The organism is Enterococcus sp. AZ170, assembly GCF_050545135.1.
GTDB classification, from domain to species: domain Bacteria; phylum Bacillota; class Bacilli; order Lactobacillales; family Enterococcaceae; genus Enterococcus_L; species Enterococcus_L ureilyticus.
This window is the reverse complement of sequence record NZ_CP172947.1, coordinates 1,266,031-1,288,790: the sequence shown is the minus strand read 5'-3', so window position 1 is coordinate 1,288,790 and position 22,760 is coordinate 1,266,031. Positions and strand designations below refer to the sequence as shown.

23 protein-coding genes and 1 pseudogene are annotated in these 22,760 nt (G+C 34.7%); 12 read left to right on the top strand and 12 right to left on the bottom strand.

The window, feature by feature from the left end:
- The first annotated feature begins 156 nt into the window (after positions 1–156).
- Positions 157–480 carry a hypothetical protein gene (locus IGJ55_RS06215; RefSeq protein ID WP_429950785.1) on the top strand — a complete coding sequence of 108 codons (324 nt, stop codon included), beginning with the start codon at positions 157–159 and terminating at the stop codon, positions 478–480.
- 134 nt (positions 481–614) lie between these two features.
- Positions 615–1,029: pseudogene (locus tag IGJ55_RS06210) on the top strand (cytidine deaminase family protein).
- 253 nt (positions 1,030–1,282) lie between these two features.
- Here IGJ55_RS06210 and IGJ55_RS06205 read toward each other — a convergent pair.
- The 6 genes from IGJ55_RS06205 to IGJ55_RS06180 form a co-directional block, all read right to left on the bottom strand.
- On the bottom strand, positions 1,283–1,735 hold the full coding sequence (locus IGJ55_RS06205; protein WP_429950784.1) for a hypothetical protein: 453 nt from the start codon (positions 1,733–1,735) through the stop codon (positions 1,283–1,285).
- Positions 1,736–1,779: 44 nt separating this feature from the next.
- On the bottom strand, positions 1,780–3,075 hold the full coding sequence (locus tag IGJ55_RS06200) for a serine hydrolase domain-containing protein (protein ID WP_430607755.1): 1,296 nt from the start codon (positions 3,073–3,075) through the stop codon (positions 1,780–1,782).
- Positions 3,076–3,427: 352 nt separating this feature from the next.
- Positions 3,428–3,772, bottom strand: a complete 345-nt coding sequence (locus tag IGJ55_RS06195) for a zinc ribbon domain-containing protein YjdM (protein ID WP_069638675.1) — start codon at positions 3,770–3,772, stop codon at positions 3,428–3,430.
- Positions 3,773–3,889: 117 nt separating this feature from the next.
- Entirely contained in the window at positions 3,890–4,732 is an 843-nt protein-coding gene (locus tag IGJ55_RS06190; RefSeq protein WP_429950780.1) for a histidine phosphatase family protein, read from the bottom strand.
- Positions 4,733–4,935: 203 nt separating this feature from the next.
- Positions 4,936–5,886 carry a DHH family phosphoesterase gene (locus tag IGJ55_RS06185; RefSeq protein ID WP_430607754.1) on the bottom strand — a complete coding sequence of 317 codons (951 nt, stop codon included), beginning with the start codon at positions 5,884–5,886 and terminating at the stop codon, positions 4,936–4,938.
- 11 nt (positions 5,887–5,897) lie between these two features.
- Positions 5,898–7,220 (bottom strand): DRTGG domain-containing protein, encoded by a 1,323-nt coding sequence (locus IGJ55_RS06180; RefSeq protein ID WP_069638678.1) that lies wholly within the window; start codon positions 7,218–7,220, stop codon positions 5,898–5,900.
- 484 nt (positions 7,221–7,704) lie between these two features.
- On the opposite strand from IGJ55_RS06180, the gene IGJ55_RS06175 reads away from it, so the two are divergent.
- The gene (locus IGJ55_RS06175; protein ID WP_430607752.1) at positions 7,705–9,147 is read left to right on the top strand and encodes an MFS transporter; all 1,443 of its coding nucleotides are present in this window, start codon (positions 7,705–7,707) and stop codon (positions 9,145–9,147) included.
- A gap of 76 nt (positions 9,148–9,223) precedes the next feature.
- On the opposite strand, the gene IGJ55_RS06170 is transcribed toward IGJ55_RS06175, so the two are convergent.
- From IGJ55_RS06170 to IGJ55_RS06160, 3 genes are all read right to left on the bottom strand, one after another.
- Positions 9,224–9,607 (bottom strand): phage holin family protein, encoded by a 384-nt coding sequence (locus IGJ55_RS06170; protein WP_069638830.1) that lies wholly within the window; start codon positions 9,605–9,607, stop codon positions 9,224–9,226.
- 177 nt (positions 9,608–9,784) lie between these two features.
- Positions 9,785–10,204 carry an ArpU family phage packaging/lysis transcriptional regulator gene (locus IGJ55_RS06165; RefSeq protein ID WP_083244269.1) on the bottom strand — a complete coding sequence of 140 codons (420 nt, stop codon included), beginning with the start codon at positions 10,202–10,204 and terminating at the stop codon, positions 9,785–9,787.
- A gap of 92 nt (positions 10,205–10,296) precedes the next feature.
- Positions 10,297–10,428 carry a hypothetical protein gene (locus tag IGJ55_RS06160; RefSeq protein ID WP_277990878.1) on the bottom strand — a complete coding sequence of 44 codons (132 nt, stop codon included), beginning with the start codon at positions 10,426–10,428 and terminating at the stop codon, positions 10,297–10,299.
- A 309-nt stretch (positions 10,429–10,737) separates the two neighbouring features.
- Here IGJ55_RS06160 and IGJ55_RS06155 point away from each other — a divergent pair, with 309 nt between their 5' ends.
- From IGJ55_RS06155 to IGJ55_RS06145, 3 genes are all read left to right on the top strand, one after another.
- Positions 10,738–11,115: a helix-turn-helix domain-containing protein gene (locus tag IGJ55_RS06155; protein WP_069638679.1), complete on the top strand. Its 378-nt coding sequence runs from the start codon at positions 10,738–10,740 to the stop codon at positions 11,113–11,115.
- Positions 11,116–11,119: 4 nt separating this feature from the next.
- A complete protein-coding gene (locus IGJ55_RS06150; RefSeq protein WP_430607749.1) occupies positions 11,120–11,797 on the top strand; it encodes an ImmA/IrrE family metallo-endopeptidase in 678 nt (225 codons plus the stop codon).
- Between the two features lie 1,102 nt (positions 11,798–12,899).
- Positions 12,900–13,907 (top strand): IS30 family transposase, encoded by a 1,008-nt coding sequence (locus IGJ55_RS06145; protein ID WP_430607747.1) that lies wholly within the window; start codon positions 12,900–12,902, stop codon positions 13,905–13,907.
- Between the two features lie 55 nt (positions 13,908–13,962).
- On the opposite strand, the gene IGJ55_RS06140 is transcribed toward IGJ55_RS06145, so the two are convergent.
- Complete coding sequence (locus IGJ55_RS06140) at positions 13,963–14,736, bottom strand: CPBP family intramembrane glutamic endopeptidase (RefSeq protein ID WP_069638682.1); 774 nt, start codon at positions 14,734–14,736, stop codon at positions 13,963–13,965.
- A 202-nt stretch (positions 14,737–14,938) separates the two neighbouring features.
- On the opposite strand from IGJ55_RS06140, the gene IGJ55_RS06135 reads away from it, so the two are divergent.
- The 6 genes from IGJ55_RS06135 to IGJ55_RS06110 all read left to right on the top strand — a co-directional run bounded on the left by IGJ55_RS06135 (position 14,939) and on the right by IGJ55_RS06110 (position 19,996).
- Complete coding sequence (locus tag IGJ55_RS06135) at positions 14,939–15,289, top strand: hypothetical protein (protein WP_207120760.1); 351 nt, start codon at positions 14,939–14,941, stop codon at positions 15,287–15,289.
- Positions 15,290–15,438: 149 nt separating this feature from the next.
- Positions 15,439–15,729, top strand: a complete 291-nt coding sequence (locus IGJ55_RS06130; RefSeq protein WP_430607745.1) for a hypothetical protein — start codon at positions 15,439–15,441, stop codon at positions 15,727–15,729.
- Positions 15,730–15,860: 131 nt separating this feature from the next.
- Positions 15,861–16,220: a hypothetical protein gene (locus IGJ55_RS06125; RefSeq protein ID WP_429950773.1), complete on the top strand. Its 360-nt coding sequence runs from the start codon at positions 15,861–15,863 to the stop codon at positions 16,218–16,220.
- 852 nt (positions 16,221–17,072) lie between these two features.
- Positions 17,073–17,258, top strand: a complete 186-nt coding sequence (locus tag IGJ55_RS06120) for a hypothetical protein (RefSeq protein WP_429950772.1) — start codon at positions 17,073–17,075, stop codon at positions 17,256–17,258.
- A 918-nt stretch (positions 17,259–18,176) separates the two neighbouring features.
- A complete protein-coding gene (locus IGJ55_RS06115) occupies positions 18,177–19,307 on the top strand; it encodes a hypothetical protein (RefSeq protein WP_207120756.1) in 1,131 nt (376 codons plus the stop codon).
- 488 nt (positions 19,308–19,795) lie between these two features.
- Positions 19,796–19,996 carry a cold-shock protein gene (locus tag IGJ55_RS06110; RefSeq protein ID WP_010760878.1) on the top strand — a complete coding sequence of 67 codons (201 nt, stop codon included), beginning with the start codon at positions 19,796–19,798 and terminating at the stop codon, positions 19,994–19,996.
- A 104-nt stretch (positions 19,997–20,100) separates the two neighbouring features.
- On the opposite strand, the gene icd is transcribed toward IGJ55_RS06110, so the two are convergent.
- Together icd and IGJ55_RS06100 are read right to left on the bottom strand one after the other, a co-directional pair.
- Positions 20,101–21,375 (bottom strand): NADP-dependent isocitrate dehydrogenase, encoded by a 1,275-nt coding sequence (gene icd, locus IGJ55_RS06105; RefSeq protein WP_430607742.1) that lies wholly within the window; start codon positions 21,373–21,375, stop codon positions 20,101–20,103.
- Positions 21,372–22,514 (bottom strand): citrate synthase, encoded by a 1,143-nt coding sequence (locus IGJ55_RS06100; RefSeq protein ID WP_207120753.1) that lies wholly within the window; start codon positions 22,512–22,514, stop codon positions 21,372–21,374. Before IGJ55_RS06100 ends, icd begins: the two co-directional genes overlap by 4 nt.
- Positions 22,515–22,760: the final 246 nt, after the last annotated feature.

Sequence of the window (22,760 nt, the reverse complement as noted above, 5' to 3'; positions counted from 1 at the left end):
GTAAAAAATAAGCACTTTGTCATTTAAGATAGCCACTCCTTTAGCAAAAAATATATTTTGCAAATCAGAAAAATTGCAGTATGATTGAATTGTAGCGCTTCAACAACCAAATTCCCTAATAATCACGCAGCAACTTTTAAATACGGAGGTTTTATTATGTTAAATCCATACTTTGCTTTTGGCGTTCCCATTTTTCTACTCTTTTTATATATCGTATTTGCGCTTATTCGAAGAAAAAGCAGTCTTCATTATATCGGTTTCGTCCTTTTATTGATTGCTACATTTATGATGACTTTTAGTTTTCAAGTATTACAGGGGCTATGGACTTTGGAAGAGAGTCATGCTACTGCACAACTAGAAAAATTAGGCTATGCGCCAGAAATACTATGGATTCCACTTATTTTAGGTGCAGTGTTGGCAATTCTCAACCTTTGGAGAGGGGTAAAGAGAGTGAAGTCTTTTCGGGAAGAATCCAATTAAAGAATAGATAGAGAGTATGTGGCTGGAATGAAGATATATCTTCATTTCAGCATTTTTTATTATAAACCTTCACTGTCTGTTATAGTAACCCCTTGCTATAATTAAGACTATTACTAAGCAACGGAGGTAAATTTATGGATATCTGGGAACCCTTGTATGAAAAAGCGAAAAAAATATTATCCCACAGAAGTCACACCATTTATTTATACGCACCATGTAGTCAGTGCTTTAGAAAGTGAAAACGGTGAAATTTACACTGGTTTTTGTATTGAAAGTTGCAGTGGCGTGCTGGATTTATGTGCTGAGCGGATCGCCGTATTGAATATGTTTATAAATAGTGATCAAACTGTTATAAAACGTATCATCACCTTTCGCAGTGAAGCACCTGAAGGACTGGGTGGAATGCCCTGTGGCGCTTGTAGAGAATTATTGCTACAGTTTTCTCCGAAGAATAAAGAGACAGAAATCATGGTTGATTATCAGAAACGAGAAACGATTACGCTTGAAGAACTCGTTCCAAATTGGTGGGGTTGGATGAGGTATGAATAGATAACTGTTTAGACCATTATTGAAAATAGTCGATTCCAAATAGAAAAAATAATCTAATCTGGTTACTGTCTTAAACGGCTCTGTCGAAAAGGATAGATTAGCGCATATCCTCTTTACGAATTTATTCTAGCATAGAAATGAATCAGTTTATGGTTAGATTTTCTCTATTTTTTATTATCCTACAGTATTAAGGACAGATAGTAAATTACCCATTATTTGTAATTTGGTATCCTTTTTCATAAATTGAGGCACATTACTTTTCTGTATCAAACAATACACGGATCAATTCATCTAACTTCCTAGGCTTATCATTACTGCCGTAAATCGACTTCGTCTTCCCTTCTTTGTATGTAACCGTTAACGACCATTGCTCGCCATCCATGATATTCTTATTATCATATCTATCTTTCCAATGAAGAATATTTGCTTTATTCATTTCTTTCATCAACGTTTCAACATCGTTGATATCATAAACGTCAAACTCCTTCTCTGGAATCTCACTCATTTCTCTTGGCGCTCCTCCTTTAGTATAATCATCATTTATAAATATTTTTTTAGTCCGTTCCTCTGTATTGACTGTAATTGCCTTCAATATAATCCCAAAGCCCGAAGTTGTATACGAAATTTCTTTGATTTCCTCTCTTTTAGTACAGCCTGATAGTAAGATAACTCCTACAATCATGAATATATATCTACATTTTTTCATTCTATCACCCTTTCTGATCATTTTTTGGGGAATTTTTTGTCTCGCTACAATTGTTCTAAACTAAATTTTTCATCATTGAACGTGATATATGTTGGATTCTCATTTGGCATAAAAATGATTCTTTCATCGATTTTTTCCGCTTTTAAGACAACATTTTCATCTTCATCCAAAAAAGAATTTAGCCTAAATTTATACTGAATATCATATCGTTTAAAGCAGTATAAAAATAACTGTTCACCTTCCAAAGCAACTTCTAATTCTTTATGAATCGAATGTGTAGAATCGTAGTAGTGATAGCTATTCGTTAGTTTTAATAAAATTTCTTTTGAAATACTTACTTTTTTTAAGGGTGTTATTAAAAAACGGTTGCCTAATAGATGTGCCACAGCTCTTTTAGTAATATTCGTGACTGGGATAATTTCTTGATTAGAAAGAAAAACGACTACTATCTCTTCTTCACGACAAATTTTGATACTTGTAGCAAAACCATCTAAGTCCCCTTGATGTTGTATAACTTCCTTTTGTTCAATGGTCGTCACGTCCCAGCAACATGCATAGCTTGCTTTATAAGCAGTCTCATAAATTTGATAGAGCGCTTCTGGGATTAACCGTTTGTCAATAATAGCTCTTCCCCATTTCGACAGGTCATTGGTTGTGGAATACATACCTGCCGCTCCTGTTGGAAACGACATATCTGTTTTTGCAGCTTGAATGTCCTCAACCCAAAATCCATAACTGTCAACCAGATTAGGCACAACATCAACATTATTCATACAACCTGTATCCTTCAACTCTAAAGGAATTAAAATATATTTTTTAAGTGCCTCATCATAGCTTAATTTTGTTACGCTCTCAATAATTTTTGTGATAATTAAATACCCTGTTGAAGAATACTCATAAGCAGTACCAGGAGTAAAATTCAACTCATCTTGATAAATTTCTTCAATAACATTACTTATATCTTGTGGTATCCTCATGTTTTTATCCCAATAATCAGACTTACTTGCAAAATCTGGAATTCCAGAGGAACAAGTTAGGCAATGATATAGTGTAACCGATTTATACTTTTCCAAAAGAGGAAGATATTTCTTTACTGAGTCATAGATATTTAATAAACCTTTATCATGTAAACAAAACACTAGCATTGCGGTAAAAGCTTTTGTTAAAGAAGCAATCTTAAAGCGTTTTCTATCATCATGAGGTACATTCATTTCTATATTTGCTGATCCATAGCTGCTATTATGTATAATGTTACCCTTATGCCAAATTAATAGATTTCCTTGTAAATAATTGTTTTTTTCATAATAGTCAATAAATGCATGAAAGTGTTCATGGCTCAATTTTGTCCCCTCCATTTCGTTCTTTTTTGATAGGTTGTTTCAAAAAAATCTTTATCATTTAAAGAAATTTAATATGTTTAGAAAAAAAGAAACCTTATGAGAGGCTCCTGTCTCTTTATCTTTATAACGCTTTGGCAGTAATTTTTAAAGGGAGATTCTTTTTGCTTCTTTCGTTTATCTACTAGCACTTCAAGGTTTTGTTCAGACATAAAATAAAAAAGAATGTTAGTAAATTATCTTCACTTCATTCAACAAAACGTCTGACGAACATACTACCATCTAAAAAAAGTGCCAGAAATATAATTCCGACACTTTATAAAAATGAGCAACTTGCATTAACTTCGCGTATCTTTTAATTCTTTTTCACAAACTCAGATTTTAACTTCATCGGACCAAACCCATCGACTTTACAATCGATATTATGACCATCTGCCGCATCAAGCACTAAACGAATGCCTTTAACCTTGGTTCCTTGTTTGATCGCACCACTTGCCCCTTTGACTTTTAAGTCTTTGATAACTGTCACGTTATCACCATCAGCTAACACATTGCCATTTGAATCTTTGATGACAGCCGTTGTGTCCTCTGTAGCATCTGTTGGTGACCATTCGTGTCCGCACTCAGGACAAATCATCATGCCGCGATCCTCGTAAGTGTATGTTGAGCCACATTCAGGGCAACTTGGTAAATTTTCCATTTAGCTTAAACTCTCCTTCATTATCGTTCTCTTTTAAAGTGTTATCACTTCATTTTATCCTACTTCTAAACGAAAGAAAAGAATTATTATATTTACAAATAGTAAGGTAAGTCAGCGCTATTTACTTTCTTTCCCTTGTTCTACATAAGAAAGATCATTTACGCTATCGATTGTGTATTTCCCATCTTTATACGTTACTTTTGAGACACTCGCATTTTTCAATCCGCCATCTGGTAGGTCTGCATTTGCATCTAATTCACCTAACAAGGTAATAATACTCATTCCGTGAGACACGACCAAGACATTATTTGCACCTTCTTTTTCAGCATCCTTCACAATATCATCTAATCCAGCTGTTAAACGAGCGACGATTGTTTTACTATCTTCTGCTGGCCAGTTGACGCCTTCTTCAACATTTTTCTTATCTAAGTCAGATAATACATCAGCAAATTCAATGATTCCTTTATAGAAACCAACTTCTTTCATCCATTCATTATATTCTTCATAGGTCTTGCCTTGTTCTTTTGCTACTGCTGTCAGCATCTCTTCATTCATCAGGCCTTCATAGGTGCCAAAATTATACTCTCTTAAACGTTTGTCTTTTGTCATTTCCTTTGTTAACTTTTCTTGTCCATTATTTTTCAAGACTAATTCAGCCGTTTCAATTGCTCTGCCACTGTCACTCGTCACTACTTTATCAAATTTAACATCCGACAGCCCTTTACCTAATTGTTCAGCTACTTCAACGCCAGCTGGTGTCAGCGGTGCATCGATCCATCCTTGAGAACGGTCGACAGTATTCAACATCGTTTTACCATGACGAGCAAGGTAGATCACTACTTCTGAATTATCCTTTTCTTTTGTGTCAGCTTTCTTTTCTTCATTGGCGGCATTATTGCTGCACCCAATTAAAGACATCGATAACATTGCTACACCAACAACTATCTTTTTCAATTTCATAACACTTTCTCCTCCACACTATTCCTTATTTTTAGTTAAATAATATTGGGATCATTTGATTAACAGAAAAAAGAAAAAACCTAACTATACCAAATAAAACTAGTTGGTATAATCAGGTTTAGCTTGTCTAAGACAATCACTATCCACTATTTAACTGATTTTAGTATAACGGATGTCATTCTAAATGTAAATGCTTTCAGTTGTTATTTTTTATATTCTTTGCATAACAGTTGAATTTCATTGTAGATTTCATCGACTTCTGTTTGATTTTTAGCATTAGCACCACTAGCCAGAGGATGTCCGCCCCCATGATGTTTTTTTGCTAACTCATTGATCACTGGTCCTTTTGAACGTAAACGAACACGATAATACCCTTCTGGTTGCTCTACAAAAATCCCCCATGCTAAAACCTCGTCGATCACTCCAGGTAAAGAAACGATCGCAGCTGTTTCTGAATCTACGATGCCATATTCAGTAAGTAAAGATTGCGGCAACATCACCATAGCAGCGCCATGCTCATCTACTTCAATATTTTGATATACATATCCAGCTAATTTGGCAACACTCATTGGGATTTGTTCTAATTCACGATTCAGTTCAGCTGCGTTAAATTCATATGTCATCAGTTTGGCTGCTATCTCTAAAGTATGAGGCGTGGTTGACGGGTATAAAAATCTACCCGTGTCACCAATAATTCCAGCATACAGCAAACGAGCTGCATTATTATTCATGCTCAATTCCTCTTGATAAAGATGATAAAAATCAGCTATGATTTCACTACAGCTACTTGCTTTTGGATTGACCCAGACTAAATCTCCATAGGGATCATCGTTAGGATGATGATCAATTTTAATCAATTCAGCACCTAATTGGTAACGATTATCACTGATTCTAGGTGAATTCGCAGTATCCGTGACAATAACTAACGCATTTTGATACATTTCATCCGATACATCATCCATCTCTGCTAAAAACTCTAACCCTTCAACAGGTCCTCCAGCTTGATATACTTGCTTGTCAGGAAAACTTGCTCTCAAAATTTCTGCCAGTCCAACTTGTGATCCAATTGCATCTGGATCTGGTCGTTGATGGCGATGAATGATGATTGTTTGGTAGGCTTTGATTTTTTCTAAAATGTCTTTTACGACGTTCATGTTATTTCCTCCTAAGTCCGTTCCATTACTTGGCAAACGACGATTGCTTTGGCAACCAACGCATTTTCCAAATAAATTTCAATATCTAGTTTGGCCGAGCGACGACCGATTTCTAAAACTCTTGGCCGGATATCTAATTCACTTTCCAATTGAATCAAACGCAAGTAATGCAAACTCATTTGCTCAATCAGTACATTTCTTCTTTGATTGGTGATCATCGTACGTTGGGTCACATTGGCGATAATCTCACTTAATACACCAAAAGAAATGGTTCCTACGCTATTGACCATTTGCGGCGTAACCGAAAACTTAAATTGTGAGCCATCTGCTTTACCATTCTCTTCTATTGGCATCACTTCACCTGAGATTTGGTCAGAAATTGTATCTGCAATCTGTGGCTGACGTTGAACCAGTTGCATTGCCTTCATTACATCTTGTCTAGATACAAAACCAACTAAAGATAAATCATCTTCGACCACCGGCATCACTTCTAAACCATCCCAAATCATTTGATGGCTGACGCTAGCCACACTCATCATTTTTTTGACAACAATTGGATCTTTTGTCATCACTTTATCCATCGTTAAGGTTTCACTTTTCCCTAAAACATCTTTGGCCGTGACGATCCCAACTAAACGCAAGTTCTTATTCACTACTGGAAAACGTGAATGATGCGTCTTTTCAGAAAGTTTTTGATAATCAGTAATTGTATTCGTTGAAAATAGATAATTGGTTTTTTCCAAGGTCGTATAAATATCGCTAACCAACATGATATCCTTTTTAATCAATTGATCACTCAATGCCCGATTGATCATGGTTGCGACCGTAAATGTATCGTATGTTGTTCTTAAAACCGGCATTTCCAGTTCATCAGCTAAATCAGCTATTTCGCTTTCTGTTTCAAAACCACCCGTGATTAAGACTGCTGCACCATTTTCTAGTGCTAATTTTTGTACGCCTTGACGATTCCCCACAATCATTAATGAACCTGGTGTTATGTAACGCGTCATCGCTTTTTCAGTCATCGCACCGATCACAAACTTATTGAGAACTTTATCTAATCCTGCTGAGCCACCCAATATGTCACCTTCAATAATACGAACGACTTCCCCAAAGGTTAGTTTTTCAATATGTTTTTTTAATTTGCGCTCGATTCGAATTGTTCCAACGCGCTGAATCGTTGACACTAAGCCGATATTTTCGGCATCTTTAATTGCCCGATACGCTGTTCCTTCACTCACACCAAGATTTTTTGCAATGCTTCGAACTGAGATACGGTCCCCAATCGGTAATCCTTCAATGTATTTTAATATTTGATCATGTTTCGTAGCCATAATATCCTCCTTGTTTTAAAAGCGTAATGGGCTCTATAGGAAAAATCGATTGTCATGCTTTTTATTTTCAACATATAGACTTTTTCTTTTTTTCTAAGACTTTTAGAGTATCGTCTCTAACCCGAGCAACTAGATATTTAAAAAACGTAATGCGTTTCTGTAGCGCCATTCTGTTTTAATTCATTGAAAATCATTACTAAGACAGCTTTAGCATTCTTGTTGATTGACTTCACTTAAAAAGTATAACAAAAAATTAGTTATTTTAGTACAGTTATTCTTCTTCTATTGTAACAGAAGTTAAAAATAAACGAAGCAACTTTTTCTTATAGGAAATGATCTTTTTTTAAATTGGATTAAGCCAGTGCTATATTCCAAATATAAAGATAGTATTTCCGACTAGTTTTTTCTCATTTTACTGACATTTTTTTTAAAAAAGGAGTATGATAATAGCGGATTATTTACATTTTTTTAAGGAGATGAGTGGATGGAAACCGTGAATAGTTTTCAAGAAAATGCTAAAGTACAAAAAAATCGCTGGTGGATTTTAGTCTCGGTCGCTATGTTTACGTTTATGTCTACCTTAGATGCCAGCATTGTTAATATAGCTTTACCGACAATTTCAAAGGACATGAATGTTCCGATGAATCAATCCGAATTGATCGTTTCGATTTATTTGATGGTCGTCTGTTCCTGTTTATTGCTTTTTGGAAAAATCGGAGATAGTTTGGGAAAAATCAAAGTGTATCGGATCGGTACAATCATTTTTACGATTGGTTCATTACTATGCGGCTTCAATCAATCATTGAGTTTTTTATTGTTTGCACGTATCGTTCAAGGGATTGGTTCAAGTATGACGATGGCCACAAATTCTGGTATTATTACCGAAGTCTTTCCTTTTAAAGAACGAGGGCGAGCGTTAGGCTCAATTGGTGCTTTTGTCTCTTTAGGTTCCATTGCCGGACCTGGCATCGGCGGCTTGATTCTTTCACAATTTTCTTGGCCTTATATTTTTTGGATCAACGTTCCTATTGGCATCCTCACTATTTTGATAGGTGAGAAATTCTTGCCAAAAGATATTACCAAAAGTGGAAAAAAAGTGGACTTACTTGGTTTTAGCTTATTCGCTATCTTTATTATGACGTTCTTTGGTAGTATTTTTATCGGTCAAGAGATCGGCTTTAACGCGACTTTATCTATACTATTATTTGGTTTTGCACTACTTTCTTTTATCATTTTTATCTTAGTGGAAAAACGTGTCAGTATGCCATTGATCACTTTTTCAATTTTTAAAAACAACGTTTTTACGATGAGTTTGCTCACCGCAGTGTTGATTTTTTCATCTAACTTTTTTGTCAATGTTGTGATCCCTTTTTATTTACAAAACGCTCGGGGATTACCGGCGAGCAAAGCGGGCTTATTGATGATGGTCTTTCCTTTGTTGATGGTTGTCGGGTCACCAGTCAGTGGATTTTTAACAGATAAAATCGGGACTAAGCTGTTAACTTTTTCTGGACTGATTTTATTATCGATTACATCTTTGATGTATATGTTTTTAAATCAAGGAACCCCTCTTTGGTACTATATTTTAGCAACTGGTATTATGGGACTAGGCAATGCACTGTTTCAATCTCCTAACAATACAACTGTCATGAGCAGTGTTTCCAAGAAAAATTTAGGAGTTGCAGGGAGTATGAACTCTTTTGCTCGGAATTTAGGAATGGTGTTAGGGATTGCTTTGGCTACGACAATTTTATATAACGCGATGAGTGTTTTTTACGGACAACGTGTGACCACCTATATAAGCGAGCGTCCCGACATCTTTATTGCAGGGATGAGAATCACATTCTTTGGTTCCTTTATTTTATGCTTAACAGCTTTAGCGCTGACGTTATTCCGCGCATTAAAAGCTGAAAAAAATAATACTTAATAAAAAATGAAACTGAGTACAGAATCTAATGGCTCAGTTTCATTTTTTACTTAGCTAAAAAACAGCTTACTTTCGCTTACTCATCCTCTTTGCCACTTTTGATATTCTTGATAAATTCTTCAAATAACTCCGTACCAATGCCCATTTTTTTATAATTCTCAAGAATCGATTTTAGTTCCATTAGTAGATACCCTACGTATAAAACATAAATCAGTCCAACACCCGCTCCTCCTGGAATCAATGGCGCCAAGGGAATAAAAAACATCAATAGTACCATACTAGCTACTTTTCGTAAGATACCGTTGATTCCTACTTTGCTTAAAAAGTTAATTTTGGGATTGATTTTAGCCGCTAAGCTACCACTTAAAAAATCAATGATCATTGCAATACAAATCAATGTCAAAACGTAAATGGCTTTGTGATCTGCATCTACTAAAAATCGATCGAGATACTCAAACATCTTCATAATTACCACCTTTTCACTATTTTTTACCTGATGTTGCGTTGTAACTTCCTCCGATAGTTTCTTCTAACTGTCTCTTTTCATTTTCGATTGAACACTATTTCAACTAACGGTACAACTTTAGTTTAGCCGATAGTTTATTCGTAAAACTTGCGTTCTTCTCCCATAAAAATGTCACTTTTCTATCAATAGTTGTCCACTTTCATAAGACTCCCCAAATCGAATCAAGGCTTTGTCCAATTCTCGATAAAACTTACTTTCGCTCATATGATGCTTCATATAGATCGCAATATTTGTTGTAAAATTCCGATCCATATATTTGTCATATAAAAGTTGCCGATCATAAGAATCTAGTTGATTCATAGCATTTATGATCTTCATTAATTCTGTTTCAGCTAAATACTTTCGATCCATCATCTGTTCTGTTTTATGGGAGAACTCTACTTCACTGCCGTTCATTTCAAAGGTATAGGCAGCCGTTACTTTAGGTGAATGTTTTTCACCAGCGATTCTGACTAAAGAACGATATGTTTTTAATAGGTCATGAACCGTTTTTCTAGTTTTTTTTCGATCAATCTCGGGAAATAATAGCATTATTTTATCCTCTCCTTTTCTCTCAATAGTCAACTACTTACAAATTTTCAAAAGTTCCTTCTTAGCTATACGAATGCTTTGTTTCTAATGAATTATTTCGTTTTTTTCTTTTCTTGAAAAATTGTCTTAGCAAGTAATTCCGCCTTTTTAGCAGCTTGTTGATCTCCCAACTCCGCTAGATTCAAATAATAAGTAAGCAGTTTGCTTTTTTGTTTGCGTTTCATCCCTTTTTCCTACCTCCCTTAAAAAAATGTGCAGCGATTCTATTTCCTTATTTAGTAAATTAGCTAATACATGAGAAAACAATTGACTAGAATTAGCATTTACGCTATTATATAAGTATAGTTAAATAAGCGCTCTTCTACGTTTGTCACTTTCTTCTTTCTGAAAAGGACTACTAAAAAGGCTTCGCTAACTATTCACTGATAAATTAGCTTATAAGAACATTTTAATAGCTTAAAAGCTAATTGTCAACTAAAAATAGCTTAAAAGCTAATATCTTTTTCATTTGAGCTTATGAAAGGTTGAAAAACATGAGTTTAACTTACAGAATAAAAGAACTTGCAGACAAGAAAAAGGTTACTTTTGCAGAAATCGAACGAAATACTGGGATTTCAAATGGACAGATTCGTCGTTGGGACACTTCATCTCCTAAAATAGAAAATATCCAAAAAGTAGCTGATTACTTTGATGTCTCTACAGATTATTTATTAGGAAGATCTGAGGTTCCTTCTATTAAAGAACCCCCTCAAGAAGAAAATCTTTCTTCACAAATCATGTTTCGGATGAACACTGATGGTTTATCTGAAAATGAAGTGGATGAATTGAAAGATGAAGTCGATCGTTTTCTTCGTTTTAGAAGATCTGAGATCGAACGAGAACGGGAATTAAAACAAGACGACAAGGCGTGATTGGATGACAGAGCAAATTGATGAATATCTTAGTTTTTCAGATAAAATAAACGATTATATCTCAGCGATAATGGTCGCACATAATATCGGTTATGAAAATTATGACTGTTCATATCTTTGGGATTTCGTAAAATCTAAGGGCGTTTCAATGCGTAGTTTTCCATTCAATGGTGTAGCAAGAGATCGTATTTCCGGTATGATTGTTAAAGACTCCTTAGAGACAACGATTGGTTATAATCAAAACATGAGTGAGAAAAGAAAGAACTTTACTATCAGTCATGAAATCACTCACTATTTATTCCATATGACTGATAATGAGACGATTTTTACTGACACAGCTCGCAGTTTACATTATTCCTATAATGAAGTGCTTCATGAATTTCAAGCCAATATTGGGGCTTCTGCGATTCTTGTGCCGGATGTTGTTTTCTTTCGTTTTTTAAAAGAAGGTTGGAACTTATCTCAACTTTCCAATCGTTTCGGCATATCAGAAAGCGCTCTGTATGTTCGTTTGATCCATACAATGCAGGCAAATTTTGGTGTGTCTTATGTTGCTGCTAAAACAAATGCAGATGCTATTCGGTATAAGTTTAGCGGTAAAGGCCAACATGCTGCTATTGAACTTGGAACTAATTTAGAAGCACGGTTATTTAGGACAAATCGTTTTATTGAGGCATTGTGATCTATTATGAGTTTTATTGAATAAAAAGAGCTTGGGACAAGAGTGTTAAATCCCGAGAAATAAGCTGAAATTCACAAAAATTTGAAGAGCAATTTTCGTGAATTCCTACTTATTTCTCGGGATTGCTTCTGCTCCCACTGTTTATACGGATTGTTTGTTGGATTATTTTGTGTGCTTTTTTTTCAGATGAAAGTAAAGCAGAGGAATCGCCTATCCAAACTATTAGTAGAACTTCCACAGAACAGCAGGAATTAATGAATGCGATTCCAAAGGACTATAAGCTTGAGGAGCTATCAGGTTTGCAAAGAGGACTCTATGGCAATTTATATGGTAACGTACAAATGCAGAGCTTCGGTTGGTATAGAGTGATGTATAGAACTTATATCCAAGGCAAAAATGGACAGGCTGGTTACAAAATGTCCAAACAATTGGTAAAGCATTAAGAATGAAAGCAATTGATACTGCGCTGATCACCTTAATATAATTAAAATGATTTTTAATTGTTAGAAACGTTTCAAAACGACAAACTAACACTTTAAGTTGGAACACTCCATAGATTTCGTAATAATTAGGAGCTGTTCCAACTTATTTACCTATCCAAAAATAAAAATATTAACTAGATTCTAATCTCTATTTTATTAAACCTACGTTAATCTCAGGTTGATTCGTTAAAAATATATTATCACCCTATATAAGACAATATAGTTGCTATAAGAATTCCCTTCTTCTATAAAAGATAAATTCCCCCACTATTAAACACACAAAAGCCATCCTATCAATTCATAATATCTAAACGTAAAAACACACTACGACCGTCGTCTGTAGTTGAAATGAAGGTTGTTATTTACTCTTGGTAGTTATTTCCTTGCTCTTTATAACGATGTAAAATGCCGTCAAATTAAGATTTTAACATTACTATTTACTTCAACTAACATCCAATTAACCGCAGAGTGCGGAAAATTCTGTGGTTATTTTTATAATCAATAGGTTAAGTCGCTCATTCTGCTAGAATGTATAATTTAAGTGCAACACTAAAAATGGAAGGTGAAAAAGCCTGCTATGATGGTGTTGACGAATTATATCTACTAGGAGGTATTCAGTTGTGACTTCATACACACACCTTACTATACGCGAGCGGGAAATGATTTTTCTTTATCATGGTTTTGGATTTACTATTCGTAGAATTGGGCGCTTGATCAAAAGAAGTCCGTCAACTGTTATGAGGGAACTTAAAAGGAATACTACAAAGTTTAGAACATATTCTCCTTCTCTAGCACAAAAATCGTATCATAAGAACAAGCAGAAATGCGGGAGAAAGAGAATTTTGGATCAGTCACCTTACAAAGAAATCATTCGTAAACTACTTTTTGAAGAGCAATGGTCTCCAGAACAGATAGCGAATAGAATTAACTTAGAGAATAATGAATCTATTATCAGCTATCCTACTATTTATCGCTCTATTTACAAGGGTCTATTTGATCAGGTTTTTCCAGAAGGAAGCCCTGGAGCTCGAAAAATACTGCGACGAAAAGGAAGAAAATCAGTGAATAAAAGAATCGGTGATCGTCGTGGAAGATTTACTGATGTGAAAACGATACATGAACGCCCAATAAAAGCCGAAAATCGAGAAGAACTGGGACACTGGGAAGCGGATACTGTATTGGGCCACCGAGGAAAATCCTGTCTTGTAACATTAGTTGATCGAAAATCTCGGTTTTTACTAACTGGGAGAATTCCTAAAAATGATTCAATTTGTGTACGGGATATGATTGTAAAATTATTGTCTCCTCTAAATAAAAAGCAACGCAAAACTATTACGCCAGACAGGGGACCAGAATTTGCAAAGTACAAGTATTTCAGTAGATTGTGCGGTATTGATTGTTATTTTGTAGATCCTTGGTCTCCATGGCAACGTGGAACAAATGAAAATACAAATGGATTGATACGTGAATACTTACCAAAGCGTACAGATATGACACCTATCTCAGAAGAATATATTGAGACTGTCGCTAATAAGTTAAATAATCGACCTAGAAAATGCTTAAATTGGAAAACACCTTATGAGATATTTTATAATAAGTCATTATTTTTAACTAAGCGAGATTACTAAATGATTTCTAAATTTTTCCCAACATAAATCAATAGGATTTTTTTACCTTCTATGTTTATGAATTATTAATTTGAATTTCTTTACTTGGCCGCAAGCACCATAGTGTGTACAGAAGAGGAACTAGCCCATATATAATAAGTAAGTTAGACCACGAGCTAACAGAGGACAAATCTGATGTAGGTGTCCAAGGGACCAGATTATTCATAGAATGAAATAGAATAGCATAAAATATTGTACCTGTTCTCATTGATAGCACAGAAAAAACCATGCCTAGGAAGAAAGTATAAATTACTTGTTGATTTACAGCCTCCAGAGAAGGAGCTATTGGCATCAGTAAGTTTAAATAGTGTGTCGTACAAAATAGAAATGAAGTACAAAAGGCAATTATTAGGGGTTTCCACTTTGAATTAGGGAAAGAGTTATTAAATCCTATAGTACCAAACCCCCTATCCCTTATTTCCTCGAATAGGCCTGCACCTAACGCACTAGCAAAAGAGACGATGATAAGGTAGATTGGTTGTCTAAAAATATCAGCAATTCCACCAATAAAATCAATTCCATAAAGAATAAAAGGAATCACGAAAATAAAGATAGTCTTCTTACGCTTTTTGATTACTGGAGAGAAATTTATTTCAATACCAAATAAATTTTTAGCCAATCTAACAATAAAGATAGAAATTACAGTTACGATTAAGAAATAAATAAATTCATAGTAAGGTTTACTTTGTAAATTTGGTAGAGTATACAAGAGACTTAACGTAACTGTTTTATAGAGTAAAAAAGTTCCCCACATTACTACAATAGTTCTAAAAAAATTTTTCCAATTCATAATTAAATCTCCTAATTAAGTAATTTTTTTATTATGTTTTATTTTCCTTCTAGTATTTTATCATAATCAGATTTAAAAAATGTGAGACTTAGGACTGAATTCTTGAGGAAATTCTAGCCTACAAATCAAATGTTGCACTTAATTTGATAATTCTAGTGGACAAACAGAACGATTGTTCGTATAATATTCTTGAGCAAAAGTCATGGTGATGAAAATGAGATATGTAAAAACAGTACATTTAAAGGAGCATCTACGACCAGCACAATACTTTTACTCGTTACAACTTGTGCCATTTCACAAAGTGTCCTCTAAGCGCCTATACATAGAGGGAACGATTTATAATCTATGGTCATTTCCTAAGATAAAGAAAAAAGACTATTTAGCAGCATTCCCGCTTGAAAAGATCGACCACTTTCTTGTTTTAGAATATACCGATCCCTATCAATATTTGACTTTATCGAGTAAAAAAAACTATAAACTGACTGATTTCAAAATGGAAACAAGGCGTGTGGAATATATATTTGATCAGTGGAATTACGATGAACGGAAGTGACATGATGAATTTAATTGATGAATACGAGGCTAGACTACCAACTTACAAGGAGTTCCAAAATTATATATGGGGTTGTGGCCAACGTTTAATTAACAATGTTGGATTAGATAAATTTGTTTTTTATTTAAACGCTGAGGAGGACAAATATTATGCAGAAAAATAGTTATGTAGGTGTAATTGACAAGATTAGAGTTATAAAGTCATTCCCTGGTATGCTAGTGCGTTTCACACTACACACTCCTTCTGCTGACATAAATTGCTTAGTCAGCAAAAAAGAACTAGCTAACCTTATTCTTTTTCTTGAGGACGGAAAGTTTGAACTTGCTACCTTTGGTCATTACAACGATCGCAAGCAATTTGTGATCAAGAAATTTACTGTTAAAAATCCTGACAGCTTTGTTCGTGAGTTTGTTTTAAAACCTATGACAAGCATAGCTTGATCCCTACTTTCCTTAGTGATATTCGTCCTTACTTTCATCCTTATCCATTCCTTTCCATTAAGTTACTTTTTATATCTTTTGTCATATATTTACGATATAATTTTGTTATAAATTATAAAGGTTGTTAAATTATGTTAAAAAAGAAATTTGTTGGTATTCTTGTTGTTCTTAGTACTTTAGTTGTTTTACTTGCTGGCACAACGGTTGCATTGGCGACTGGCGCTATTGACATCAAGGATTTAATCGGTTCAAGCTCGCGACAAGTAGATGACAAAGCTAGTTTGGAAGTCATCTCTTCAGCCAACCTAAAAGACCGTATATTCGACCCTAAATCAGCTATTACCAATGTGACTGATCCTAATGGAAATTCTGTAGAACCTGCTGTTTTTGATATGACATTTCAGATAAAGTCTTCTTATATGCGGATGATTCAGAGTGGATTGATGTGCCATCAGAAGAAATACTTGATACTGATGGAAATATTAGCGTAACAAATTTTTACAATAACGAAATGCACAGACTTGTTAAAATTACTTACAGATATAGTTATAAACTGCCAGTTTCGAGATTTGGAACTAGTGAAAATGTAATTGAAAAAACGTCAATTTTTTATTCAGCATGGATTTAATTCCCTTAAGAGCCTTTAATCGGGCTCTTTTTTATTTTCAACCACCTGCAGTTTTTCGGCTGTTTGGATGAGGTCAAGGTAAAGAGCACCTTTGCATTTATAGTCTCTCGTTGATAAAGGTCCTTCTTGGTTGTAATTCACAACTGCATCTCAATCCTCATCTACACTTTCAATCATTTAAAACGATCACTTTATGCTATAATTAATGCATAAAGGAGTTGTTATATTTTGTTAAATAGATCTTTATACATTTCCATATTTTTTGTTAACCTTCTATTTTGCACAGTCTCTTTATATTCAGGAATCTCTATCTTTAATTTGACGCTAGTAATAGGAGCGTTGACTTGGCTTTCAATTTTCTATACTTTGTTAAAGTATAATCAGTTTTTCTTTCTTGCTATTTTATTTATATTTTTAATAATATTTTCGGTTCCCTTATTTTTGTTATTCTTCATGATGTACATTTTCAACGGTATCCCAGACTCTTCTCGTCTAATTGAAACCACTCTTATATCAGTTACAGGTATGAGTTATTGCGTTTTAAATCCATTACTGTCCCTAATTATCATTAGTCGCAGTCATGCAAATGAGCTTTTAAAGGAAGCCGAGTAACTGTATTCACTCCACCTCATTTAGTAATTCTAACTGGTGATTTAGCCGATTATGAAGTTGTGTATTTTTTTTATTTGATATACTTTTTTACGGAGGTGAAAGTATGATTAAATGTAAACCCGCTTTTGTTATTGGTATTCTATTTACTGTTAATTCAATTTACCGATTTCTAAATGGTTCATTAACTAGTCCAACAGACCCATTTGCATACAATATTGGTACCGTTCTTAGCGCAATCCTATTCCCAATGTTATTCTTCATCATTGCATTTTTACAAAAAAAGAAATAATAATTTCTGGCTATCTTCAGATAGCTTTATACATATTTTCAGTCTTGATTAGCCACGCTCTATACTTAATCCATATAGTCCGGTTAATGCTCGATATGCTTTCGACAGAATCATCACTACAATAAATGATTAAAATAAAAAGACTTTAATAAGAAATATCACTACCCATGATTTGATGTACACTCATGCTCCTTTTTTACTTGCTGAAGGAGCATATCCAAAATATGTATCGGAACGATTAGGCAACAAGAAAATTACCACAACATTAGATGCGTATTCTCTCCTATTGAAAAACAAAGAAACTGAAACAGGTGATATGTTCGGTGAAATCCTTGATAGGCTTTAATTTTTTTATCCTTTACTTTGGAAAATTTGTGGAAAAGTAATTTTTGGCAAATAAATAAACAAGTATAAAATAACTACTAAACATAAACAAAAGTCGTTAAAATTAGCTTTTAATAACACAAAAAAACCACCACGACCGTCGTCTGTGGTGGAAATGAAGGTTGTTATTTACTCTTGGTAGGAGTAAGTATGAAAAACCAATTCGGGATAATTGGCATGAGGACATATTAGCATCTCTATTTAAAATGAAAATGAACGCCCATTTTGTATTTCATAAAAAAATCATGAGGAATTACTCATAGAGTAACTTTTTGCGTTTTCATTTAGTTCTTATTCTTTCAAATCTTATTAGTTCCAACATTTTTATGCCTGTGCTACACTTTTATTAGTAGCAATGAAATGTATTCAATCATTATCTTGCTCCTTGAAATTCAGTTTTTAAATTATAGATAGCTGTCCAAATCAATCCTTTAGAACGTAAATAAGCTTTCAATGAAACAACCAACGTTTTCATGCTAACTTTCTAAAGGATCCACCGATTTGTTCCGCTTTAAAATTTAGGAGGAATGTATTATGCTAGATCAAGAAAAAGACAATTTATCTGTTCTATTCTCTGACGAAGTTCAAGGTCCCTTTGTAACATTTATTCTAAATACTCATGTCGCGCATCAAGATGTCGAAAAAGATTCTCTAGCCCTTAAAAATTTTGCCAAAGCAGCGAAAGTTCGTTTTGAAAAAAAATATACAGAGCTAACTTGGGCACCTTTTCAAGAGAAAATCGATGCCTTGCTGGCAGACTCTTCATTTTGGCGAAATGCTACTAAAAGTGTATCCATCATTATTAGCGAGAAGGACATTTTTATTCACCGATTAAGTGTCCCTGTAGACAATCAATACTATGTTGATGATCGACCTTATCTCCTAGGTATCATTAAAAATAATCAATTTAATTATCGTTATTACTTAATGGCTTTGAACCGAGATTCTATGCAACTTTATCTCGTTGAGAAGGATCGTGTGACTGCTGTAGCTTTACCAGAAGATGCACCAACCGATTTAGTCAGCACATTAGGTGACGAGCTAACGGGCGGTAGTATGAATTATTCTATTCAAGGTGGAGCTGGCTACAATGGTTCCTCTAAAGAAGGCGTCGCTTATCACGGTGTTAATACGAAAGATGAAGAAGTCAAAATCGACTGGACAAATTATTACCAAGCAATCGATAACTATTTGAAAGATACATTTGTAAACTCTGATAATCTGCCAATCCGGTTATATGCGCTGTCAGAAAATCAAACCTTGTTCAAAAAAATTGCTAAAAATCCTTATTTAGTGACTGATGCTTCTATCACACTATCTCCTGCACAGGTTTCTTTTCAAGAGATAGAAAAAGGAGCATTGAAGATCAATCAAGAATTAGAAGCGCTCGAAACAGCTAGTTACAATCACTTATTAGACAAAAAATTTGTCGATCAACTTGTTGATATCGTACCTGCATCAGATGAAGGTAAAATTTCACACTTCTTTATTTCAACGGCTAATCTTGTTAATGAAACAACAGAGATGTCCACAGAAGAGTTTGATCGTCGCAAAGTCTTGAACAAAATTACCGATAATGTTCTTAAAACTGGCGGGAACGTTTTTGTATTAGATCAAAAAGCGGCTCCTGATGAAAAATCGTTATTAGCCGTGCTACGTTATTAAACGAATAACATCTAGCTAGAGTAGAATAATGGACAAGAGCCACTCGACAAATTTGTCGAGTGGCTCTTTAATTAAGTTGATTAAATATTTTGTTAGCTATAAAACCATGTAAAACTATCTATTAGTAAGGATAACCTTATTCTCATCTAAACAATCTGAACCCTTCCTACTTTCAAATCTATGCAGCTCCACGGCTGCGCCTTCGGAATAGATTTCTACAATATAAATCTATCATTACTTTCATATTTAACGCTCAATACTCCTATACTATAACAGAAATAAGTTTTTTTTGACAATTAATCTCTATTTCTTAACAAATTTTTAGTTTAAAGAGAGATATTACTAGTCAAGTAGCGTTAAATATGGTATATTAAGAGTGTAGTTTTTGTTCGGTAATATATGTGTAGCTGTTTCAAATAAACATCTTCCACATTTTCACCTTTCAAGTAATTGCAAAATATGTGTTTATCACAAGGAGGATTTTTATTATGGAAACAGGTACAGTAAAATGGTTTAACTCAGACAAAGGTTTTGGATTTATCACTGCAGAAAATGGTAACGATGTATTCGTACATTTCTCAGCTATCCAAGGCGACGGATTCAAAACTTTAGAAGAAGGTCAAGCAGTGACTTTCGACGTTGAAGAAGGCCAACGTGGTCCTCAAGCTACTAACGTTAACAAAGCATAATCAACTTAACATTAGTAAATTCAAAACCTGACGAATCTTCGTCAGGTTTTTTTATTGTCAAAAAAACAAGTTCAAACATGGCTTATTTTGAACTTGTTTTTCATTTACTTCATGATCAATCGCACTAACTCTGTGCCAAATCCTGAGCAACTCAATAACGTTGCTCCTATCATTTGATCTGCAAAATCCTTTGTTACCGTCTTGTTTATCAAGGCTTCTTCTATGCTATTTGTAATCAACTGACTCACTTCATTCCAGCCTAAATAGTCAAACATCAATACACCTGATAATAATAAGGAGGATGGATTCAACTGATTTAATCCTGCAAATTCTGGTGCCGTTCCATGAGTTGCTTCAAAGATGCCATGACCTGTTTCCAAATTTAAATTTGCTCCAGGTGCGATACCAATCCCACCAACTTGAGCCGCTAATGCATCAGAAATATAATCTCCATTTAAATTCAAGGTCGCGATGACATCATATTTCTCGGGATGAAGTAAAATTTCTTGTAAGAAGATATCAGCGATTCGGTCTTTAATAATTAGTTTCCCTGCTTTTTCTGCCTCGCTTAATTGTTGATCAGCCGCAGCTTTTCCAAATTTATTTTTGATTTCTCCATATTTTTCCCATGTAAAAATCTTGTCTCCAAATTCTCTCTCAGCTAGAGCATATCCCCATTTTTTAAAGCCACCTTCTGTAAACTTCATGATATTCCCTTTATGAACGAGTGTGACTGATTTACGTTTGTGTGTTAAAGCATGCTCGATCGCTCCACGAACTAAGCGCTCGGTTCCTTCTTTAGAAACTGGCTTGATGCCGATTGCAGAAGTTTCAGGAAAACGAATTTTATTTACACCGAATTCTTGCTTTAAATAATGGATCAGCTTGATTGCTTGCGGGCTTTCCGATGAAAATTCAATTCCTGCATAAATATCTTCTGTGTTTTCTCTAAAAATCATCATGTCCGTTGCTTCTGGGTGTTTTAATGGCGACGGGACCCCTTCAAAATAGCGCACTGGTCGATAACAAATGTATAGATCCAGCTCTTGTCTTAACGTAACGTTCAATGAACGAAATCCTTCGCCGATCGGAGTTGTAAGCGGTCCTTTGATGGCGATCAGATGGGTCTTGATCGTATCCAACGTTTCGTCGGGAAGCCAACTCCCCGTTTCATTAAATGCTTTTTCTCCGGCTAAAACTTCTTGCCAAACCACTTTACGTTTCCCTTGATATGCTTTTTGCACAGCAGCTTCAAATACCTCTTTAGCAGCTTGCCAAATTTCTGGTCCAATCCCATCACCTTCAATAAAAGGAATGATTGGAAAATTTGAAACGACTAATTTTCCATTTTCAAAAACAACTTTTTCTCCATTTGTCATGCTTCCATTCCTCCTGAATGTATGGTCTGTATGTCACTATATTTTAACTGCTTTGGTCCAATATAATGGGAACGAGGTCTGATCAAACAATCCTCTTTTTTCTGCTCATTGACATGACCTAGCCAACCAGAAACCCTACTCATCGCAAAAATCAATGTAAATAAATCACTATCAATATCCAAACAATGATAAACTGTAGCAGAATAAAAATCGACATTTGGAATCAAGCCTTTTGTTTCTTTCAAATAGCGTTCCACTTGGCAAGATAAAAAATACCACTGCTCTTTTTTGGTGATAGTCGTTAGCTCTTTGGCCAGTTTTTTCAGATGTTTTTTCCTCGGATCTTCTGTTTTATAAACGCGATGTCCAAATCCCATGACCTTTTCCTTACGATCAAGCTTTTGATTTAAATAATCCGCTACATTTAGATTATCTGAATTGATTTCTTCTAACATATCAAAGACTTTTTCATTCGCTCCACCATGAAGTGGCCCTTTTAAAGAACCTATTGCACCTGTAATGCAAGAGTAAACATCTGATAATGTAGACGCACAAACTCTAGCAGTAAATGTACTTGCATTTAAATCATGATCTGCATGCAATACCAGTGCTTGATTCATCGCGTCTACTTGTACCTGATCCGCTTCATTTCCTGTCAGCATATAAAGAAAATTTTCTGCAATCGATAAGTCACTTCGAGGGGCAATCGGATCTAGGCCTTTTCTTAGTCGTGCATAGGCCGCAACGATTGTCGGCATTTTTGCTTGCAATGCGATGCTTTGATGATAGATCGATCGTTCATCTGTTGATTCAGCATTTGGATCAAATACACCTAAAAGAGAAATCGTCGAACGCAAAACACTCATTGGATGAAGATTTTGACGCGTTTGGATTTTCAAACAAGTGATGATCGTATCAGAAATTTGCATTTCTAGCGCTAGATCTTGTTTAAATTTCTTTAGTTCTAGCGAATTTGGAATTCTCAAATACCATAAAAGATAGATCACTTCTTCAAATTGAACATTTTCAGCAACTAAATCATCAATATTGAATCCCGCAAACAATAGTTGATTTTCTACAATTGAACTGATTTTTGTTTCAGAAACAACAACACCATCTAAACCTTTATGAATCTCCATCCAAATTCCTCCTCGTATATAGGGAACAACGTTCCGTTATGCTGCACCTTGTACTTTTCAACATCAGTTCATTTTATTCACTGTGTTTCAAAACAAAAGCGTAGTGGGTTCGTTTAGCTTTGACAGAAAAATAGGAAAAATAATTGTGACGCTTTTTGTCACTCTCACTTTTTATCTTTTTTCTGAAAAGCTGACCCGCACAGCTTGAGAGATGTAAAATAACAACCTTCGTATCGTATTGTCGCA

Excerpts from the sequence above, each read along its gene's own strand:
- IGJ55_RS06215 (WP_429950785.1), top strand. The coding sequence starts at position 157 with ATGTTAAATCCATACTTTGCTTTTGGCGTTCCCATTTTTCTACTCTTT.
- IGJ55_RS06205 (WP_429950784.1), bottom strand. The coding sequence starts at position 1,735 with ATGAAAAAATGTAGATATATATTCATGATTGTAGGAGTTATCTTACTA.
- IGJ55_RS06195 (WP_069638675.1), bottom strand. The coding sequence starts at position 3,772 with ATGGAAAATTTACCAAGTTGCCCTGAATGTGGCTCAACATACACTTAC.
- IGJ55_RS06190 (WP_429950780.1), bottom strand. The coding sequence starts at position 4,732 with ATGAAATTGAAAAAGATAGTTGTTGGTGTAGCAATGTTATCGATGTCT.
- IGJ55_RS06185 (WP_430607754.1), bottom strand. The coding sequence starts at position 5,886 with ATGAACGTCGTAAAAGACATTTTAGAAAAAATCAAAGCCTACCAAACA.
- IGJ55_RS06180 (WP_069638678.1), bottom strand. The coding sequence starts at position 7,220 with ATGGCTACGAAACATGATCAAATATTAAAATACATTGAAGGATTACCG.
- IGJ55_RS06175 (WP_430607752.1), top strand. The coding sequence starts at position 7,705 with ATGGAAACCGTGAATAGTTTTCAAGAAAATGCTAAAGTACAAAAAAAT.
- IGJ55_RS06170 (WP_069638830.1), bottom strand. The coding sequence starts at position 9,607 with ATGTTTGAGTATCTCGATCGATTTTTAGTAGATGCAGATCACAAAGCC.
- IGJ55_RS06165 (WP_083244269.1), bottom strand. The coding sequence starts at position 10,204 with ATGCTATTATTTCCCGAGATTGATCGAAAAAAAACTAGAAAAACGGTT.
- IGJ55_RS06160 (WP_277990878.1), bottom strand. The coding sequence starts at position 10,428 with ATGAAACGCAAACAAAAAAGCAAACTGCTTACTTATTATTTGAATCTA.
- IGJ55_RS06155 (WP_069638679.1), top strand. The coding sequence starts at position 10,738 with ATGAGTTTAACTTACAGAATAAAAGAACTTGCAGACAAGAAAAAGGTT.
- IGJ55_RS06150 (WP_430607749.1), top strand. The coding sequence starts at position 11,120 with ATGACAGAGCAAATTGATGAATATCTTAGTTTTTCAGATAAAATAAAC.
- IGJ55_RS06140 (WP_069638682.1), bottom strand. The coding sequence starts at position 14,736 with ATGAATTGGAAAAATTTTTTTAGAACTATTGTAGTAATGTGGGGAACT.
- IGJ55_RS06135 (WP_207120760.1), top strand. The coding sequence starts at position 14,939 with ATGGTGATGAAAATGAGATATGTAAAAACAGTACATTTAAAGGAGCAT.
- IGJ55_RS06130 (WP_430607745.1), top strand. The coding sequence starts at position 15,439 with ATGCAGAAAAATAGTTATGTAGGTGTAATTGACAAGATTAGAGTTATA.
- IGJ55_RS06125 (WP_429950773.1), top strand. The coding sequence starts at position 15,861 with ATGTTAAAAAAGAAATTTGTTGGTATTCTTGTTGTTCTTAGTACTTTA.
- IGJ55_RS06120 (WP_429950772.1), top strand. The coding sequence starts at position 17,073 with ATGATTAAATGTAAACCCGCTTTTGTTATTGGTATTCTATTTACTGTT.
- IGJ55_RS06115 (WP_207120756.1), top strand. The coding sequence starts at position 18,177 with ATGCTAGATCAAGAAAAAGACAATTTATCTGTTCTATTCTCTGACGAA.
- IGJ55_RS06110 (WP_010760878.1), top strand. The coding sequence starts at position 19,796 with ATGGAAACAGGTACAGTAAAATGGTTTAACTCAGACAAAGGTTTTGGA.
- icd (WP_430607742.1), bottom strand. The coding sequence starts at position 21,375 with ATGACAAATGGAGAAAAAGTTGTTTTTGAAAATGGAAAATTAGTCGTT.
- IGJ55_RS06100 (WP_207120753.1), bottom strand. The coding sequence starts at position 22,514 with ATGGAGATTCATAAAGGTTTAGATGGTGTTGTTGTTTCTGAAACAAAA.